The 16918-nt window shown below is 75.6% G+C and carries 16 protein-coding genes; 6 read left to right on the top strand and 10 right to left on the bottom strand.

Annotated features, from left to right (window positions below):
- The first annotated feature begins 67 nt into the window (after nt 1–67).
- Both ABKW28_RS15360 and ABKW28_RS15355 read left to right on the top strand, forming a co-directional pair.
- Nucleotides 68–628, top strand: coding sequence for a sigma-70 family RNA polymerase sigma factor (locus tag ABKW28_RS15360; protein ID WP_348611224.1), 561 nt, complete (start codon nt 68–70; stop codon nt 626–628).
- Nucleotides 625–1356 carry a hypothetical protein gene (locus ABKW28_RS15355; protein WP_348611221.1) on the top strand — a complete coding sequence of 244 codons (732 nt, stop codon included), beginning with the start codon at nt 625–627 and terminating at the stop codon, nt 1354–1356. The genes ABKW28_RS15360 and ABKW28_RS15355 overlap by 4 nt, the downstream gene beginning before the upstream one ends.
- Before the next feature lie 90 nt (nt 1357–1446).
- Here ABKW28_RS15355 and ABKW28_RS15350 read toward each other — a convergent pair whose 3' ends face one another.
- Entirely contained in the window at nt 1447–2973 is a 1527-nt protein-coding gene (locus ABKW28_RS15350) for a methyltransferase (protein WP_348611218.1), read from the bottom strand.
- 146 nt (nt 2974–3119) lie between these two features.
- On the opposite strand from ABKW28_RS15350, the gene ABKW28_RS15345 reads away from it, so the two are divergent.
- Entirely contained in the window at nt 3120–4736 is a 1617-nt protein-coding gene (locus tag ABKW28_RS15345) for a hypothetical protein (RefSeq protein ID WP_348611215.1), read from the top strand.
- Nucleotides 4737–4807: 71 nt separating this feature from the next.
- Here ABKW28_RS15345 and ABKW28_RS15340 read toward each other — a convergent pair whose 3' ends face one another.
- Entirely contained in the window at nt 4808–7126 is a 2319-nt protein-coding gene (locus tag ABKW28_RS15340) for a sodium-translocating pyrophosphatase (protein WP_193669647.1), read from the bottom strand.
- Nucleotides 7127–7389: 263 nt separating this feature from the next.
- Complete coding sequence (locus ABKW28_RS15335) at nt 7390–7728, bottom strand: anti-sigma factor antagonist (protein ID WP_193669648.1); 339 nt, start codon at nt 7726–7728, stop codon at nt 7390–7392.
- A 236-nt stretch (nt 7729–7964) separates the two neighbouring features.
- On the opposite strand from ABKW28_RS15335, the gene ABKW28_RS15330 reads away from it, so the two are divergent.
- Together ABKW28_RS15330 and ABKW28_RS15325 are read left to right on the top strand one after the other, a co-directional pair.
- Nucleotides 7965–10343, top strand: coding sequence for a DEAD/DEAH box helicase (locus ABKW28_RS15330; protein ID WP_348611212.1), 2379 nt, complete (start codon nt 7965–7967; stop codon nt 10341–10343).
- Between the two features lie 9 nt (nt 10344–10352).
- On the top strand, nt 10353–10661 hold the full coding sequence (locus ABKW28_RS15325; RefSeq protein WP_348611210.1) for a hypothetical protein: 309 nt from the start codon (nt 10353–10355) through the stop codon (nt 10659–10661).
- A 9-nt stretch (nt 10662–10670) separates the two neighbouring features.
- Here the strand turns inward: ABKW28_RS15325 and ABKW28_RS15320 are convergent, their stop codons facing one another.
- The 7 genes from ABKW28_RS15320 to ssd form a co-directional block, all read right to left on the bottom strand.
- Nucleotides 10671–11042, bottom strand: a complete 372-nt coding sequence (locus ABKW28_RS15320) for an Rv3654c family TadE-like protein (protein ID WP_348611207.1) — start codon at nt 11040–11042, stop codon at nt 10671–10673.
- Nucleotides 11039–11368, bottom strand: a complete 330-nt coding sequence (locus ABKW28_RS15315) for a TadE family type IV pilus minor pilin (RefSeq protein WP_307822883.1) — start codon at nt 11366–11368, stop codon at nt 11039–11041. The genes ABKW28_RS15320 and ABKW28_RS15315 overlap by 4 nt, the downstream gene beginning before the upstream one ends.
- A gap of 62 nt (nt 11369–11430) precedes the next feature.
- The gene (locus ABKW28_RS15310; protein WP_348611205.1) at nt 11431–11676 is read right to left on the bottom strand and encodes a DUF4244 domain-containing protein; all 246 of its coding nucleotides are present in this window, start codon (nt 11674–11676) and stop codon (nt 11431–11433) included.
- Between the two features lie 149 nt (nt 11677–11825).
- Entirely contained in the window at nt 11826–12548 is a 723-nt protein-coding gene (locus ABKW28_RS15305; RefSeq protein ID WP_348611202.1) for a type II secretion system F family protein, read from the bottom strand.
- Nucleotides 12549–12555: 7 nt separating this feature from the next.
- Nucleotides 12556–13371: a type II secretion system F family protein gene (locus ABKW28_RS15300; RefSeq protein WP_348611199.1), complete on the bottom strand. Its 816-nt coding sequence runs from the start codon at nt 13369–13371 to the stop codon at nt 12556–12558.
- Nucleotides 13372–13381: 10 nt separating this feature from the next.
- Nucleotides 13382–14557 carry a TadA family conjugal transfer-associated ATPase gene (locus ABKW28_RS15295; protein WP_193669653.1) on the bottom strand — a complete coding sequence of 392 codons (1176 nt, stop codon included), beginning with the start codon at nt 14555–14557 and terminating at the stop codon, nt 13382–13384.
- A complete protein-coding gene (gene ssd, locus ABKW28_RS15290) occupies nt 14554–15687 on the bottom strand; it encodes a septum site-determining protein Ssd (RefSeq protein ID WP_193669654.1) in 1134 nt (377 codons plus the stop codon). The genes ABKW28_RS15295 and ssd overlap by 4 nt, the downstream gene beginning before the upstream one ends.
- Nucleotides 15688–15847: 160 nt before the next feature.
- On the opposite strand from ssd, the gene ABKW28_RS15285 reads away from it, so the two are divergent.
- The gene (locus tag ABKW28_RS15285) at nt 15848–16624 is read left to right on the top strand and encodes an HAD family hydrolase (RefSeq protein WP_348611197.1); all 777 of its coding nucleotides are present in this window, start codon (nt 15848–15850) and stop codon (nt 16622–16624) included.
- Nucleotides 16625–16918 lie beyond the last annotated feature (294 nt).

Raw genomic sequence — 16918 nt, 5'->3', positions numbered from 1 at the left:
GCAGCCTCAACCTTTCGTGCCCGCCGGTCGTCAAGGTGGTGTCAGCACCTACGAGCAGAGGACCCGGATGAGCACGCACACCACCCGCGACCTCGGGGAGTTCGGGGAGTTCGGGGAGTTCGGGGAGTTCGGGGAGTTCGCGCGAGCACAGACCCCCGGGTTGCTCGGTCTCGCCCACGCCCTGACCGGCAACCCCCACGACGCCTGGGACCTCACCCAGGAGACCCTCGTCCGGATGGGCGAGCGGTGGGGCCGCACCCGCTTCGACGAGCCCGCGGCGTACGCCCGCACCGTGATGACCCGGCTCAACATCGACAGGCTGCGGCGGTTCCGCCGTGAGGTGCTGGTGCCGGCGAACCACCGCGAGGACGCCCGCGTGGAGCTGGTCGGCGAGCTCGACGGCTGGCTCGTCGAGGCGTTGGCGATGCTCAGCCCCCGCCAGTGCACGGCGCTGGCGCTGCGCTACGTCGAGGACCTCGACGTGCGCGGCATCGCGGCTCGGATGGGCTGCGCCGAGGGCACCGTCAAGGCCCACCTGTCCCGCGGCACCGAGCGGCTCCAGGCCGAGCTGGCCCGCCACCGCGCCGACCCGACCCGTCCCAGCACCCAGGAAGCGACCCCGCGATGAGCCCCACCGACCTGCACGAGACCACCGACGGGCGTGACGACGAGCTCGAGCGGGCCTACGACCGGCTGACCTCGGCACTGGCGGCTCCGCTCGACCTCGGACCCGTTCTGGGCGCCGCGATCACCCGTCGCCGGCGCCGACGTACGACCGTTCGCGTCGCGGGCGGCGCGCTGGCGGCCTCGGTCGCGATCGGCGGGCTCGCCCTGACCACCGGGGGCAGCGAGCCCGAGCGGGCACCAGACCCGGCCGGCCAGGGCGGGACCAACACCGTGGTGGTCACCCGCGACGACGGCGAGGAGCTCAGCTTCGGCCCGGTCGAGCTGAGCTGCTCGCCGGCCGGTCGACTGGGTGAGCGCCTCGACGCCTCCACCGAGGTGGTGACCGGCCCCGACGACGTGCTCCTCGAGCCGTTGCTGCACATCTCTGTCCTCGTCGACGACGTCGAGCCCGGCCGCACCTACGTGCTGCCCTTCGAGGGGAGCGCGGAGAAGAAGAACGTCCGTTCCGAAGAGTGGACGTTCGTCTACTTCGCGGCCGTGCCGAGCCCCGACCCGGCACGGCAGGCCAACGAGATCGTCAGCGGCGCCCCCGACTCCACCGGCTCGGTGCGCTTCGACGCAGCGACCTGCGGCGACGTCCCCTCCCTCGACGTCACGATCGACGCCGTCCTCGGCAGCGAGGTCGAGCAGTCGGCGTACCCGATCGAGGGTCGGCTGTCCCTGCCCTGACCCCGGGCGGAGATCCGGGCCGGGTCGGCGAGAAGTTCGGGCCGGGTCAGTGTGAAGTTTGGGCCGGGTCGGCGGGAAGTTCGGGCCGGGTCAGGCGGGGGTGAGGTAGCCCTCGCGGACCAGCTCGCGCACGACCGGCAGGTAGTCCTCGCGGGTGGCGGTGGGGTCGAGGTCGAGCAGCTCGGCGAGGGCGTCGAGGATCTGGCCGACCTCGAGGTCTCCGTCGCAGGCACCGACCAGGGCGGCCACGACCGTGTCGGCGGTGCGGGCACGGCGCAGGCCGGTCTGCTGGCGCAGCACGATGGTCTCGGGGTCCTCGGCGCCGGGGGCGCCCAGCGTCTCCTGCTGCACGTCGGGCCGGGTCACCAGCCGCGTGCCGGCGTCGACCTCGAGCCGCGCGGCAGCACCCCACGCCGAGATCGCCGGCGCGATCGGCTGCTCGACCTCGTAGGGCCACGACAGCAGCTCGCGGGCGGGGGTGGCCGCGCGGTCCTCGCGCAGGTGCAGGTTGACCCAGCCGAAGCCGACGGCCTCGATGCGCTGCTCCTCCATCCACGACAGCCAGGTGTCGTAGCGGCGCCGGTAGTCGGCGGTGGCCGCCGCGGTGGCCGAGCCGGTCGAGGGGTGGTGGCCGGAGTCCTTGAGCCACAGCTCGACGTACGACGCCGGGTCGAGCACCTCGCGCTGGACCACCAGCGCGTCGACGTCGTCGCGCAGCCACGCGCCGAGCCGCTCGTCCCACGGCTGGTCCTCGCTGATTACCCAGTTGGCCAGCACCTGGCACCAGCCGCCGGGGGCCAGGTGGTCGGGCGCGGTGCGCACGATGTCCTCGACGACCCGGTCGCCGGGCAGCCCGGAGTCGCGGTAGACCAGCCGCTCGCCGGTGGCCGGCGAGATCACGAACGGAGGGTTGGTGGCGATCAGGTCGAAGCGGTCACCGGCCACGGGCTCGAAGAACGACCCGTCGCGCACGTCGACGCGCTCGGCGACGTCGTTGAGCCGGGCGTTGAAGCGGGTCAGGCGCAGCGCGCGGGCGTTGACGTCGGTGGCGACCACGCTGTCGCTGTGGCGGGCCAGGTGCAACGCCTGGACGCCGCACCCGGTGCCGAGGTCGAGCGCCCGGCCGACCGGCTCGCGACGGGTCAGCTGGGCCAGCGACGTCGAGGCCGGGCTGATGCCGAGCACGTGGTCGGCGCCGACCCGCTGCGGCGCTCCGTCGAGGCCCGGGGTCAGGTCGGAGACCACCCACAGGTGCTCGGTGACCACCCCGCCGACGCCCGCGGGCCCGGCGTGCTCGGTGGCGTAGGGCCGCACGTCGAGGCGGGCGGCGACCTCGCCGACCGACTGCTCGAGCAGGCCCTCGACGCACATCCGGTCCACCAGCCCCGGCAGGGCCGCCTCGGCCTGGCCGGCCTCGACCGGCACCTGCAGGAGGAAGAGGCGCACCAGCGTGGCCAGCGGCGACCCGCCCGCCTGCGCCGTACGCCGCAGCGCCGGGGTCGTCTCGTTGCGTGCCAGCGCGTCGTGGGCGCGCGGCCCCAGCAGCTCGGCCACGGCGTCGTAGGTGAAGTCGGCACGGACCAGCGCGTCGCGCAGCAGGTGGGGGAGGTCGCTCACCTGCGCGAGCCTAGTGACCGTGCCGATCGGGCACACCTTGTGCGTTCGCGGGACGGGGGCGGCGAGCGCGTTTTACGTTGCCCAGGTCACCTCCGCGACCGGTCGGGAGCCCGGGGCGCGGCGACCACCATGGGGAGGGAACCCACATGTACCGAGCCCGACGCGCCCTCGGCGCCGCTCTGACCACGACCTTGACCACCGCCCTCGTCGCCTCGGGCACGGGCCTGGCGAGCACGCCGGCCACCGCCGCGAGCCCGACGCCCGCCACCGCCGCCACCGGCACCAGCGCCGCCACCGACACGGGCCTCGTCGACGTGCTGGAGGTCCTCACCCCGGCGCGCATCCTGGGCCACCTCGAGGGTGCGGCCTCCCCCGGCACGCTGCTCGACCTCGAGCGCCCGACCTGGGACTTCCCGAACCCGCTGGGCCTGCTCACCCTCACCGAGTCGGTCCAGTGGCTGCGCGACGGCGTCGCGATCCCGGGCGCCACGGGCGACACCTACCTGCCGACCCTCGACGACGTGGGCGGCAACCTGCAGGCCGTGGTGACCGGCAGGGTGCTGGGCCTGCTGCCCGTCGAGGCCTTCACCGGCGTGGTGCAGGTCCTCTCCCCTGCCGGTGGCGGCGGTGGTGGGGGCGGAGCGGAGACCCCCGACCCGCTCGAGGTGCTCGAGGAGCCGCAGCTGACCGGCATCCCCGGCGTGGGGTCGCTGCTGCTGGTGCTCGACCCCGTGTGGAGCCTGCCGGGCGTCAGCACGACCTACCAGTGGTTCTCCGACGGCGCGGCGATCCCGGGGGCGACCGGCCAGACCTTCGTGCCCACGCTCGCCCAGGCCGGCACCACGATCCACGCGCAGGTCACCGGCCTGCTCGCCGGCCTGCCCCTGGTCAGCGTGCTGACCAACCACCTGCCCATCCCCGACGCCCCGGCCCAGGAGCTGGGCTCGACGTCGCAGCCCGCGCTCTCGGGCACCCCGAAGGTCGGCAGGGCCCTCACCGTCGGCGACCCCGCCTGGAACACCGACGGCGTCGAGCAGACCTACCAGTGGCGGCGGGACGGCGACCCGATCACCGGCGCCACCACCGCCAGCCACCTGCTGACCCCCGCCGACCTGGGTCGCGTGATCAGCGTGACCGTGACCGGCACCAAGGAGGGCTGGACCAGCGCCACCGTCGACAGCGCCACGCTCACCGCCACCCTCGGCGACGCGATCGTCGCCACCGTGCAGCCGCGGGTCACCGGCACCCCCGCGCTGGGCCGGACCCTCACCGCCACGCCCGGCACCTGGGGCACCGGGGAGACGCCCACGTTCGGCCACCAGTGGCTGCGCGACGGCGGGCCGATCAGCGGTGCCACCCAGGCGTCGTACGTCGTGACGCCCGCCGACCTGGGCCGCGAGCTGTCGCTGCGGCTGACCGCGACCCGCACCGCCTACGCCCCGGGCGTCTTCACCACCGCCGGCCTCCCGGTCGCGAAGGCGGCCACGAGCACCACCGCGAAGGCCGCGAAGAAGAAGATCCGCCAGGGCCGGGCGGCGGTCCTGCGGATCACCGTCGACGCCGGCGCCGCCAGCCCCGACGGCAAGGTCCGCATCGACGAGGGCTCCAAGCGCCTCCGGGTCGTCAAGATCGCGAAGGGCACCAAGAAGGTCCGCATCGCCAAGCTCGAGCGCGGCAAGCACGTGCTGCGGGTGCGCTACCTCGGCTCCACGAGCACCGTGGCGTCGAAGGCCAGGAAGGTCGTCGTGCGGGTGCGCCGCTGACCGGCCCCGCACCCCGCTGCACAGCACGAGGCCCCCGCCCGGAGTCCGGACGGGGGCCTCGTGGTGTCACCTCAGGCCGTGGACGGCCCGGTCGAGCCGGAGGACCCGGGCGACGACGGGCCGGCCGGGGCCGGCTGGTCGTCGCCGATGACCGTCGAGCGCTGCTTGGAGACGTAGACCGCGCCCGCGATCACCGCGGTCGCGACCAGCGCGATCGAGATGCGCAGCACGTCGTTCTCGCCCTCGCCGTAGGACATCTCGACGATGGCGGCCACGATCAGCAGCGAGACCAGGTTCATCACCTTGAGCAACGGGTTGATGGCCGGCCCGGCGGTGTCCTTGAAGGGGTCGCCGACGGTGTCCCCGATGACCGTCGCCTCGTGGGCCGGCGAGCCCTTGCCACCGTGGTGGCCGTCCTCGACCAGCTTCTTGGCGTTGTCCCAGGCCCCACCGGCGTTGGCCAGGAAGACCGCCATCAGGGTGCCGGTGGCGATCGCGCCGGCCAGGAAGCCGGCCAGCGGGGCCACACCGAGGCCGAAGCCGACCGCGATCGGCGCCAGGATCGCCAGGATGCCCGGCGTCGCCAGCTCGCGCAGCGAGTCCTTGGTGACGATGTCGACGACCTTGCCGTACTCGGGACGACCGGTGCCCTCCATGATCCCGGGGATCTCGCGGAACTGGCGTCTCACCTCGTAGACCACCGCGCCCGCCGCCCGGCCCACGGCGTTGATCGCCAGGCCCGAGAAGAGGAAGACCACGCCGGCGCCGAGCAGCGCACCGACGAGGACCTTGGCGTCGAAGACCCAGAAGCCCTCGTAGAACGGCGCGATGTCGGCCTCGCTGGCGACCTCGGTGAACTTCTCGAAGGCGTCCTGCGTGTACGACGCGAACAGTGCGCTGGCGGCCAGCACGGCCGTGGCGATCGCGATGCCCTTGGTGATGGCCTTGGTGGTGTTGCCGACCGCGTCGAGCTCGGTGAGGATCTGCGCGCCCTCCGGGCTGACGTCGCCGGACATCTCCGCGATGCCCTGGGCGTTGTCGGAGACCGGGCCGAAGGTGTCCATCGCGACGATGACGCCGACGGTCGTGAGCAGGCCGCAGCCGGCCAGCGCGACGGCGAACAGCGCCACCTCGCCGCCGATCAGCGCGGCACCGAAGACGGCCGCGCCGATGACGAAGGCGGTGTAGACCGCCGACTCGAAGCCGACGGCCAGGCCGGAGAGGATCACGGTCGCCGCGCCGGTCAGGGAGGTCTTGCCGACGTCCTGGACCGGGCGGTGCTCGGTGCCGGTGTAGTAGCCGGTCAGCGAGAGGATGGCGGCGGCCAGGACGATGCCGATCACCACCGACAGCGAGGCGAAGACCGGCGGGCTGACCGCGGCCTCCACCCCGACCCCGAGCTCGGACCACTCGCCGGGCAGGTAGACGAACGACAGCAGCACCGAGCCGACGGCGCCGATGGCCGCCGAGATGTAGAACGCACGGTTGATCGTGGTCAGGCCGCTCTCGCCGGCCCGCGGCTGGCACAGGTAGACGCCGGCCACCGCGGTCAGGGCGCCGATGGCGGGGATCAGCAGCGGGTAGACCAGGCCCTTGTCGCCGAAGGCCTGCGAGCCGAGGATCAGCGCCGCGACCAGGGTGACGGCGTAGGACTCGAAGAGGTCGGCGGCCATGCCGGCGCAGTCGCCGACGTTGTCACCGACGTTGTCGGCGATGGTGGCGGCGTTGCGCGGGTCGTCCTCGGGGATGTTGTTCTCGACCTTGCCGACCAGGTCGGCGCCCACGTCGGCGGCCTTGGTGAAGATGCCGCCGCCGACCCGCATGAACATCGCCAGCAGGGCGGCGCCGAAGCCGAAGCCCTCGAGCACCTTGGGTGCGTCGTCCTGGAAGAAGATCACCACGAGGCTCGCGCCCAGCAGGCCCAGGCCGACCGTCAGCATGCCGACGGTGGCGCCGGTGCGGAAGCCGATGTGCATCGCGGGGTCGCGCCCCTGCGACTCGGCCGCCGCGGCCACGCGCAGGTTGGCCTGCACCGCGAGGTTCATGCCGAGGTAGCCCACGGCCGCCGAGAAGCCGGCGCCGCCCAGGAAGGCCACGGAGCGGAAGATCCGCACCACGGCGTCGTCGGCCGGCAGCAGCAGCAGCGCGAAGAACGCGATGCCCGCGAAGATGGCGAGGGTGCGGAACTGGCGGGTCAGGTAGGCGGTGGCTCCTTCCTGGACCGCTCGGGCGATGGTCTTCATGTTGTCGGTGCCCTCAGCGGCGGAGAGGACCTCTTGCCTGAACATCGCTGCCATCGCGAGCGCGCCGAGCGCGATCAGTGCGACGACGATGACCAGGACGAGGTCCCCACCGGTGACGGACACGACAGCGGGAACGAACCCCGTCATCTGCTGCCTCCTGCGACTCGGTCGAGCGGGCCGGGATCACCAGATGTGACCCAGGTCTCACGGAACGAGGCGAACTCTACGCAGACCCGACCCCCCGAGGGCACGCCGATGTGACCTGCGCCACAGCGTGTCGACCAGACCGGTCACCCGCGTACGGGCCGGGGCACGGGCACCACGCGGGCACGGGGGCCCGCTCCCTGCGCGGTCGCGGATCCGGCGGCGGCGCTACGGACGGCTGCGCGCCCGGGGCGGAGAGAGTCGGCTCAGCCGCCCGCGAGCGCGGCGTCGGCCGACTCGTGGATGACGAAGACCTTGGCGAGGCCGGTGATCCGGAAGATCTTCAGCAGCCGGTCCTGGGTGCAGACCAGCTCGAGCGACCCGTCGTGGGCGCGGACCTTCTTCAGCCCGCCGACCAGCACGCCCAGCCCGGTGGAGTCGAGGAACTCGACGGCCTCCATGTCGACGACGATGTCGTAGACGCCGGCAGCGACCAGCTCGGTGATCTTGTCGCGCAGCTTGGGAGCGGTGTAGACGTCGATCTCCCCGCCGACCGCAACGATGGTCTTGCCATCGGCATCGCGTGTGGCAAGGGTGAGGTCCACGTCGTAACTCCCTGTCAGCTGCGGTGTCGCCCGGAGGCGGCGGGACGCCCCCGGTCCCGAGCACTTGATCAGCCATATGAAACCACGTGCGCCAGCCGGGTGCACACCAACGTAAAGAGGGCGTCCCACATCGTGTCGCGGTCCCCGCGGCCGGCAGGGCCTCGATCGACCCCCTGGCGGCACCCGGAACCGGCTCCCGGCGCGGCCCTGTCGGTGCCGTTTGCGACCATCGGGTGGTGCCCACCGACGCTCCCGACACCGCGGCCACCGCCTCCCGTGGCGCGGCCCCCGCCGGCGTCGGCGACGCGGTGGAGCGGCTGGCCGCGCTGCCCTCGCGGCAGGGCCGGTTGACGCACCTGGAGCGGCTCCCGGCCCGATCGGGGCGTCCGGCGCCGTGGCCCGCCTGGGCCGACCCCGGGGTCGTCGCGGCCCTCGGGCGGCGCGGGGTGGCGCAGCCGTGGGAGCACCAGGTCGAGGCCGCGGAGGCGGCGTACGCCGGGCGGCACGTGGTGGTCTCGACCGGCACCGCCTCGGGCAAGTCGCTGGCCTTCCAGCTGCCCGCGCTGACCACCCTTCTGGGTGCCCGCGGGCGACGCGGCCAGCGCGGCGCCACGACGCTCTACCTGGCACCGACCAAGGCCCTGGCCCAGGACCAGCTGGCCTCGTTGCGGGGCCTCGACCTGGGCCTGCGGGCGACCACCCACGACGGCGACTCGGGGCGCGACCAGCGCGACTGGGCGCGCGACCACGCCGAGTACGTGCTGACCAACCCCGACATGCTGCACCGCAGCCTGCTGCCCGGCCACGAGCACTGGCACCACTTCTGGCGCACGCTGCGCTACGTGGTCGTCGACGAGTGCCACCACTACCGCGGCGTCTTCGGCGCCCACGTCGCGCAGGTGCTGCGCCGGCTGCAGCGGGTCTGCGCCGCGCACGGCTCGTCGCCGACCTTCGTGCTGGCCTCCGCGACGGTCGCGGAGCCGGCCACCACCGCCACGCGGCTCACGGGGCTGCCCGTGCACGCCGTCACCGACGACGCCTCGCCACGCGGCTCGGTGGCGCTGGGCCTGTGGGAGCCGCCCCTGACGTCGTACGCCGGCGAGAACGGCGCGCCCGTGCGTCGCGCGGCGTCGTCGGAGACCGCCGACCTGCTGACCGACCTGGTCGTCGAGGGCGTGCGCACCCTGGCCTTCGTGCGCTCGCGGCGCGGCGCCGAGCAGGTGGCGATGACCGCGGCGGCGCTGCTGGCGGAGGTGGACCCGGCGCTGGCCGGGCGGGTCGCGTCGTACCGCGGCGGCTACCTGCCCGAGGAGCGGCGCGCGATCGAGCAGCAGCTGCGCGCCGGCGACCTGCTGGGCCTGGCCGCCACCAACGCGCTCGAGCTCGGCATCGACGTCAGCGGCCTCGACGCGGTGCTGATGGCGGGCTTCCCCGGCACCCGGGCGGCCCTGTGGCAGCAGGTCGGCCGCGCCGGGCGCGGCGCACGCGACGCCTCGGCGGTGCTGGTGGCGCGCGACGACCCGCTCGACACCTACCTGGTGCACCACCCCGAGGCGCTCTTCGGGCGACCGGTCGAGGCGAGCGTCTTCGACGAGTCGAACCCCTACGTGCTGGGGCCCCACCTGTGCGCCGCGGCCCAGGAGCAGGCGCTGACCGAGGCCGACCTGCCGCTCTTCGGTCCGACCGCGCGAGGCGTCGTCGACCAGCTGGTGGCGGCCGGGCTGCTGCGCCGGCGCTCCCACGGCTGGTTCTGGACCGACCGTCGGCGCGCCGCCGACCTGGCCGACATCCGCTCCGCGGGCGGACGACCGGTGCAGCTGGTCGAGGCCGGCACGGGGCGGGTGGTCGGCACCGTCGACGCCGGCAGCGCCCACGGCACCGCCCACCCCGGCGCGGTCTACCTGCACCGGGGCGAGACCTACCTGGTCACGTCGCTGGACCTCGAGGAGTCGGTGGCCGTCATCGAGCGCGCGGAGCCCGACCACACCACCTCGGCGCGCGAGGTCACCGACATCAGCGTCGTCGCCGAGCGCGAGCACACCGACTGGGGCCGGTGCCGGCTCTCGCTGGGCGAGGTGGCCGTGAGCCACCAGGTCGTCTCCTACCTGCTGCGCCGCCAGCCCGGGGGCGAGGTCGTCGGCGAGGAGCCCCTGGACCTGCCCGAGCGCACGCTGCGCACCACCGCGGTGTGGTGGAGCGTGCCCGACGACGTGCTCGAGGACGCCGGGCTCGACCCCGGCGACCTGCCGGGGGCCGCGCACGCGGCCGAGCACTGCTCGATCGGGCTGCTGCCGCTCTTCGCGACCTGCGACCGGTGGGACATCGGAGGGGTCTCCACCGCGCGGCACCCCGACACCGGGGTGCTGACGGTCTTCGTGCACGACGGCCACCCGGGCGGGGCCGGCTTCGCCGAGCGCGGCTACCGCACCGCCCACGCCTGGCTCACCGCGACCCGCGAGGCGATCGTCTCGTGCGAGTGCGAGGCCGGCTGCCCCTCCTGCATCCAGTCGCCCAAGTGCGGCAACCAGAACAACCCCCTCGACAAGGCCGGAGCGGCACGGCTGCTCGAGGTGCTGCTCGCCGAGGCGCAGGAGCGCGCCGGGGCGATGGCCTAGTCTCCGGGGATGGTCGTCCTGGGTCTGATCCTGCTCGCCGCCGGTGTCGTGACGATCCTGGCGGGGGTGCTGACGGCCGAGAACGCCGCGGGAATGGTGCAGGTGCTGGGGGTCGACGTCGGCGCCCCGACGCTCTTCCTGCTCGGGCTCGCCTCCGGCCTCGCGGTGCTGCTGGGCGCGGTGCTGGTCCGCTCGGGCACACGGCGCTCGCTGCAGGCCCGCCGCGAGCACAAGCAGCTCGAGGAGCTCTCGCAGAAGCTCGATGCCGTCGAGGCCGAGCGCCGCCGGGGCCCCGACCAGGACGACGCCTCGCACTGAGGCGACAGCTCACGGCCCCGGGCCGGCCCGGGCGTGGCCCTCGATCACCAGCACCCGGTCGAGGCCGGGCGGTGCGTCGACCCGCACGGTGACCAGCACCGCGGGCCGAGCAACCGCGGCCTCGGGCGTGCACGAGACCAGCTGGGCGCCGTTGCCGCGGGCGACCCGCTCGGCCGCCGCGCACGGGTCGCTGCGGGTGCTCGCGCCCGCGAGGGCGGCCAGGTCGGCGGCCGCCTGGGCACGCCGGTGCACCACCACCACGGCGCCCAGCTCGGCGAGGGCCACGCCCAGCAGCAGGAGCAGACCGGCCATCGCGACCCCGAGCACGGTGGCCGCGCCCCGTGGGCCCCGTGAGCCCCGTGAGCCCCGTGGAAGCGTCACGGCGCCTCCTCCAGCGCGGTCGCGGTCGCCGAGACCTCGGCGCCGGGCAGCGAGCCGAGGAGCCCGCCGGGACCGGTGACGGTGCCGCTCACGGTGACCACGACGGTGCCGTCGGTGCGGGTGACCGCGACCCGGCTGCCGGCGGGCGCCACCCGCGCCCCGAGCTCCACCGCGCGCGACTCGTCGTCACCGCGGGCCAGCGCCCGGGCGGTCTCGCGGGCCGCGTCCACCGTGCGGAGCTGGGCCAGCCCCACGCTGAGCAACCAGGTCATGGCCACCACGACCGCGAGCAGCAGCGGCAGCACCATCGCCAGCTCCGCGGTCACCGCACCGCGCTCGAGTCGCGCCGCCGCGCTGCGGGGTCGGCGCCGGCGGCGCGACCCGCGGCTCACCCGATGCCCAGCAGGCCGAGCACGTGGTCGAACAACGTGGTCAGCAGCTGGTCACCGAACCCGCCGGTGAGCATCGTGTAGAGCAGGCCGGCCAGGCCCGCGCCGGCCGCGGTGCCGACGGCGTACTCGGCCGTGGTGATGCCGTCCTGGCCGCGGCCGGCCGCCGTGCGGCGGCGGAGCCGACCACGGCGGGTCGGGCCGGTGCGGGTCTGGTGGGTGGGGGTCTGGTCGTGTCGGGCCACGGGTGGTCCTCCTCGTCGGGGCCGCGTGGTCGCGGCCGGGTGGGTCGAGCCTCCGCCCGCGGTGCCCGGCGCGGGGCCGGCCGCGCGCCGTGTGTGGGTGGCCGCGCCCGGGGACGGCCCTGTGGAGAGGTGCTGGCCCGCCGGCCGGCTCACAGGATCGTGCGCATCAGCCCTGCCGCGAGGGGCACGATGCCGACCAGGACGAACGCGGGCAGCAGGCACACACCCAGCGGCACCGCGGCCCGCACCCCTACCGAACGCGCCAGGTCCTCGGCGTCGGCACGCGACTCGCGGGCCAGCGCGTCGGCGAGGTCCTCGACGGCCTCGACGACCGACGAGCCGCTGGTGTGGGCCCTGGCCAGCGCCCTGCCCAACGGGGCCAGCAGCGGGTCCTGCGCCACGTCGCGCCACACGGTGCCCGGGTCGACGCCCAGGCCCAGCCTCGAGGTCAGCACGACCAGGTGCTCGGCCGCCGGCCCCGGCAGCGCCGCGCAGGCGACCGCGACCGCCTCGCCGGGCGCCGCGCCCGAGCGCAGCGCCACCGCCAGCAGCCCGACCAGGTGCGGCAGGTCGCGCCGCACCTGCTCGCGACGACGACGCGCCGCCGGCGGCTCGGACCGGCCGACCAGCACCCAGACCACCACTGCCACCACTGGCCCCACGACGGCACCGGTGGCCCCACCGAGGAGCGTCGGGCCGACCGCCGCGGCAGCCCCGGCCAGCAGCAGCCGGTGGCGCCGCATCCACCCGTCGGCGCTGGTCGGCCGACCCGTGGCGGACCCGGCGGGCACGACGCCGGGCCTGCCGCGGGCCGGGGGCAGGGCGAGGAGGATCGAGGCCGCGGCCACCAGCGCGACCGCCCAGGGGCTCACCGCGCGCTCACGCCGCGCGCCCGGCCTCGCGGGCCAGCGCCTCGATCCACGCCAGGCCCGCCACCGCCAGCGCGACCCCGCCGGCCAGGCACGCCAGGCCCACCGGGTGGCCGAGCAGGAACGCGACCGGGTCGCCACCGGCTCCCGAGCCCATCAGCAGCGCCGCGACCGGCAGCACCGCCACCAGCCGGGCGGTCGCCCGCGCCGAGGCCAGCTCGCCGGCCACGATCCGCCGGGTGCCGCGGGCGCGCCTCAGGTCGGCCGCGACGCGCGCCACGGCGTGCGACAGCCCGTGACCCGTGCGGTGGGCGACCTGCCAGGCCGCCGCCACCAACCGCAGGTCGCCGGCTCCGGCGACCTCCGAGGCCGCCCGCCAGGCCGCCGGCACGTCGGCGCCGACCCGGTGGGCCTCGGCCACGGGCGCCAGCAGCGCCCACTCGTCGGCGGCCCGGTCGAGCGCCGCGCCGGGCGGCCGGCCGGCGGCGAGCTCGGCGGCCAGCGCCTCGCAGGTCTCCCGCACCCGCTCCGAGCGCTCCTGGGCCTGGACGTCGCGCCGGCGCCGCCGGGACAGCCCGAGCAGGGCCCACGCCGCTGCCAGTGCCACGAGACCGGGCACCAGGATCCGCAGCAGCCCCGTCACCAGCCCCGTCACCAGCACCGCGAGCAGCACCCCGAGCACCCCGGTCGCGACGGCGAGCAGCCCCCGGCGGCCGGCGGCCCACCCGCGGGACGCGGCCGGCGAGGGGCGCAGCAGCAGCGCCGCCGCCCCCGCGGCCGACACCGTGGCCAGCAGGGCCGCCATGCCCGGCACGCCCTGGCTCACCACGGCCGGCTCACGCCTGGCTCCGCTCGAGCAGGGCCGCGAGCCGGTCGGCGCCCGGGCCGTCCTGCACCCGGTCGGCGTCGAGGCGGGCTGCGGTCAGCATCCGCACCAGCCCGTCGCGGCCACGCTCGGGCACGGCCACCTCGCGGATGCGGCGTACGCCGTCGGGGCCCCGGGCCAGGTGCAGCACCAGGTGCACCCCCGAGGCGAGCTGGCTGTGGGTGGCGGCCCGGTCGAGCCCGGCGGCCAGGGCCAGTGCCTCGACCCGCGCCGGCACGTCGGCGGCGGAGTTGGCGTGCAGGGTGCCGCAGCCGCCCTCGTGGCCGGTGTTGAGCGCCGCGAGCAGGTCGACGACCTCGGCGCCCCGCACCTCCCCGACCACCAGCCGGTCGGGCCGCATCCGCAGCGCCTGGCGCACCAGGGTGCGCACGTCGACGGCCCCGGCGCCCTCGATGTTGGCGGGCCGGCCCTCGAGGCCCACCACGTGGGGGTGGTCGGGGCGCAGCTCGGAGGAGTCCTCGACGAGCACGAGCCGCTCGGCGGGGTCGACCAGCCCGAGCAGGCCGGCCAGCAGCGTGGTCTTGCCGCTGCCGGTGCCTCCCGTGACCAGGAAGGCGCAGCGCGAGGCCACGACCGCCCGCAGCAGCCGGGCCCCCGCGGCCGGCAGGGAGCCCTCGGCCACCAGGTCGTCGACACGGATGGCGCGGGTCGGTGGCACGCGCAGCGAGATGGAGGTGCCCGGACGCGCCACCGGCGCCAGCACCGCGTGCAGGCGGGTGCCGTCGGGCAGCCGCACGTCGGCGTACGGCGTCGCGTCGTCGAGGCGCCGCCCGGCGGCGGCCGCCAGCCGCTGGGCCAGGCGTCGCACCGCGTCGTCGTCGGGGAAGACCACCCCGGTCGGCTCGAGGCCCTGCCCACGGTCGAGCACGACCTGCGCGGGCCCGTTGACCAGCACGTCGGTGACGCCGGGGCGGCGCAGCAGCGGCTCGAGCGGGCCGGCGCCCAGCACGTCGCGGCGCAGCGCCTCGTGGACGGCCAGCACCGTGGTGTCGCCGACGGGGCGACCGGCGGCCCGCAGGGCGGTCGCCACGCGGTGCGGGGTCAGCGGCCCCGGATCGCGCGCCAGGTGGGCCCGGACCGCCTCGACCAGGTCGGCGACACCGGCCGGCTCCGACGGCTGGCTCACGCCGCCTCACCGAGGACCTCGAGCCGGTCGAGCAGCCCCGCGGCGGTGCGCGCGAGCACGCCGCGGGGCGACCTGGCCGGGCCGCGCCCGAGGTCGACGGCCTCGTCGAGGCCGCGCTGGTCGCCCATGGTGGCCAGCACCGGCGCTCCGACCGTCCGGCGCACCAGCGTCGGGTCGGCGGAGCCCCGCACCACCAGCCGGGTGCGGCCGGGGTCGCCGAGCCGGGCGCAGACCCGGGCCGCGGAGGCCAGGCCGGGGACCGTCGGCACCACGACGACGAGGACCAGGTCGCAGTGGGCGACCACCTCCTCGGCCACCGGCCCGAGCACCCGCGGCAGGTCGACCACCACCGTCTCGTGCCCGCGGCGGGCCGCCGAGAGCGCCTCGCGGACCGCGAAGGGCGCCAGCACCTCGGCCACCCCGGGCGGCCAGGTCAGCACACCCAGGTCGCGCTCGCGGGGCACCGCGTCGCGCAGCGAGCGGGCGCTGAGCCGGCCGGTGGTGCGCCCCAGCGAGTCCCAGCGCACCCCGTCGCGCCCGTCGAGGCCCAGCACCCGGTCGAGCCCGGGCCCGGCCGCGTCGGCGTCGACCACCAGCGTCGGGCCGCGAGCGGCGGCCCGCTGGCCCAGCGCGCAGGCCAGCGTGGTCGCGCCGGCGCCGCCGGACCCGCCCACCACGCCCACCACCCGCGCCGGGCGCACCCGCGCCTCGCCGAGGTCGGTGAGCAGCTCGGTCAGCCAACCGGCCGATGCCGGCAGGTCGGAGACGTCCGCGGCCCCGACCGCCAGCGCGAGACGGAACAGGTCGTCGGGGACCACGCGGGTGCTGACCACGTGCACCCGGGCCCGGCGTGGAGGGCCGAGCACGGCCATCTCACCGGCCAGGTCGGCCCCGAGCAGCACCAGCGGGGTCCGCGACCAGCGGCGCAGGGCCTGGGCCGGCTCCCCGGTGGTGGCCAGGGCGCTCCCGGCGGCCGCCGCGAGACGCCCGACCTCGTCGAGCAGGTCGGGGTCGCGGGTGACCAGCAGCGCCGGCTCGGGCTCGGGACCGGCAGCCGGACCCCCGTTCGGGCCCGCGGCACCGGTCGTGGCGGCTTCGGTCAGGGAGGAGGTGCTGCGCAGAGGGCTCATGGGGCCACGCTGCCCGGCGTACGACGCCCGGCCGGGCGTCCCGGCCGCGGGCTGTGGACGGGGCCGCGGCAGCGGTGCCCTGTGCAGCCGAGGCGGCCCGGCCCGGCCGCCCGGACCGGCGGGTCCCGACCGGGACGCCGCCACCCCCTAGGCTCGACCCATGACCGCCTCAGCGGCTTTCTTCGACCTCGACAAGACGATCATCGCCAAGTCGAGCACGCTGGCCTTCAGCAAGCCCTTCCAGGCCGGGGGCCTGATCTCGCGGCGAGCCGTGCTGCGCTCGGCGTACGCCCAGTTCCTCTACCTCGTCGGGGGCGCCGACCACGACCAGATGGAGAAGCTGCGCCAGTTCATGTCGCAGCTGTGCAAGGGCTGGGACGTCGCGACCGTCAACGAGATCGTCGCCGAGACCCTGCACCACGTGGTCGACCCGATCGTCTACGACGAGGCGGTCGCGCTCATCGAGGAGCACCGGGCCGCGGGCCGCGACATCGTCATCGTCTCCGCCTCGGGCACCGAGGTCGTCGAGCCGATCGGTGAGCTGCTCGGCGCCGACACCGTGGTGGCGACCCGCATGGAGGTCGAGGACGGCTGCTACACCGGCGAGATCGCGACCTACGTCTACGCCGAGCAGAAGGCAGTGGAGATCCGCGAGCTGGCCGAGCGGCGCGGCTACGACCTCGAGACCTGCTACGCCTACAGCGACTCGGTCACCGACGTGCCGATGCTCGAGGCCGTCGGGCACCCCTTCGTCGTCAACCCCGACAAGGAGCTGCGACGCACCGCCACCGAGCGGGACTGGCCGGTGCTGGTCTTCATGCGCCCGGTGGCGCTGCGGGGCCGGGTGCGGGTGCGCCCGACCCTGGCAGCGCTCGCCGTGGGCGGCGCAATGGCCGTGGGCGGGGTCGTCTGGGCGGGCCGGCGCCGGGTCGACTGACCCGCTGCATTTTCCTGCCGACCCCTTGTGTCGTGGCCCACATCGGCGTACACAAGGGGGTACCAACTCAACAGACGTACACGTGACCAGGGGTACCCACGCGGCGACCTACCCTTCCTACAGGGCGCTTGTCGACGGAAGACTTCCGAGACAGCTTACGAGTGCACGCTTGGTAGCCAGCCAGGACACGTGTCAGCGATGGCCCCGCGGAGCTCTGCTCCCGGGGCCATCTGCTTGCCAGCCGGCGCCGGAGGTGATCAGGTCGGCGAGGTCGCGCAGCCGGCCGGCCGACTC

This window comes from Nocardioides sp. 31GB23, assembly GCF_040012395.1.
GTDB lineage: Bacteria > Actinomycetota > Actinomycetes > Propionibacteriales > Nocardioidaceae > Nocardioides > Nocardioides salarius.
Note: the sequence above shows the minus strand (reverse complement) of the source record. Positions and strands in the feature narration are given on the sequence as shown.

Bases quoted from the DNA above. Each gene is read 5' to 3' on its own strand.
- ABKW28_RS15360 (WP_348611224.1), top strand. From the start codon at position 68: ATGAGCACGCACACCACCCGCGACCTCGGGGAGTTCGGGGAGTTCGGG.
- ABKW28_RS15355 (WP_348611221.1), top strand. From the start codon at position 625: ATGAGCCCCACCGACCTGCACGAGACCACCGACGGGCGTGACGACGAG.
- ABKW28_RS15345 (WP_348611215.1), top strand. From the start codon at position 3,120: ATGTACCGAGCCCGACGCGCCCTCGGCGCCGCTCTGACCACGACCTTG.
- ABKW28_RS15340 (WP_193669647.1), bottom strand. From the start codon at position 7,126: ATGACGGGGTTCGTTCCCGCTGTCGTGTCCGTCACCGGTGGGGACCTC.
- ABKW28_RS15325 (WP_348611210.1), top strand. From the start codon at position 10,353: ATGGTCGTCCTGGGTCTGATCCTGCTCGCCGCCGGTGTCGTGACGATC.
- ssd (WP_193669654.1), bottom strand. From the start codon at position 15,687: ATGAGCCCTCTGCGCAGCACCTCCTCCCTGACCGAAGCCGCCACGACC.
- ABKW28_RS15285 (WP_348611197.1), top strand. From the start codon at position 15,848: ATGACCGCCTCAGCGGCTTTCTTCGACCTCGACAAGACGATCATCGCC.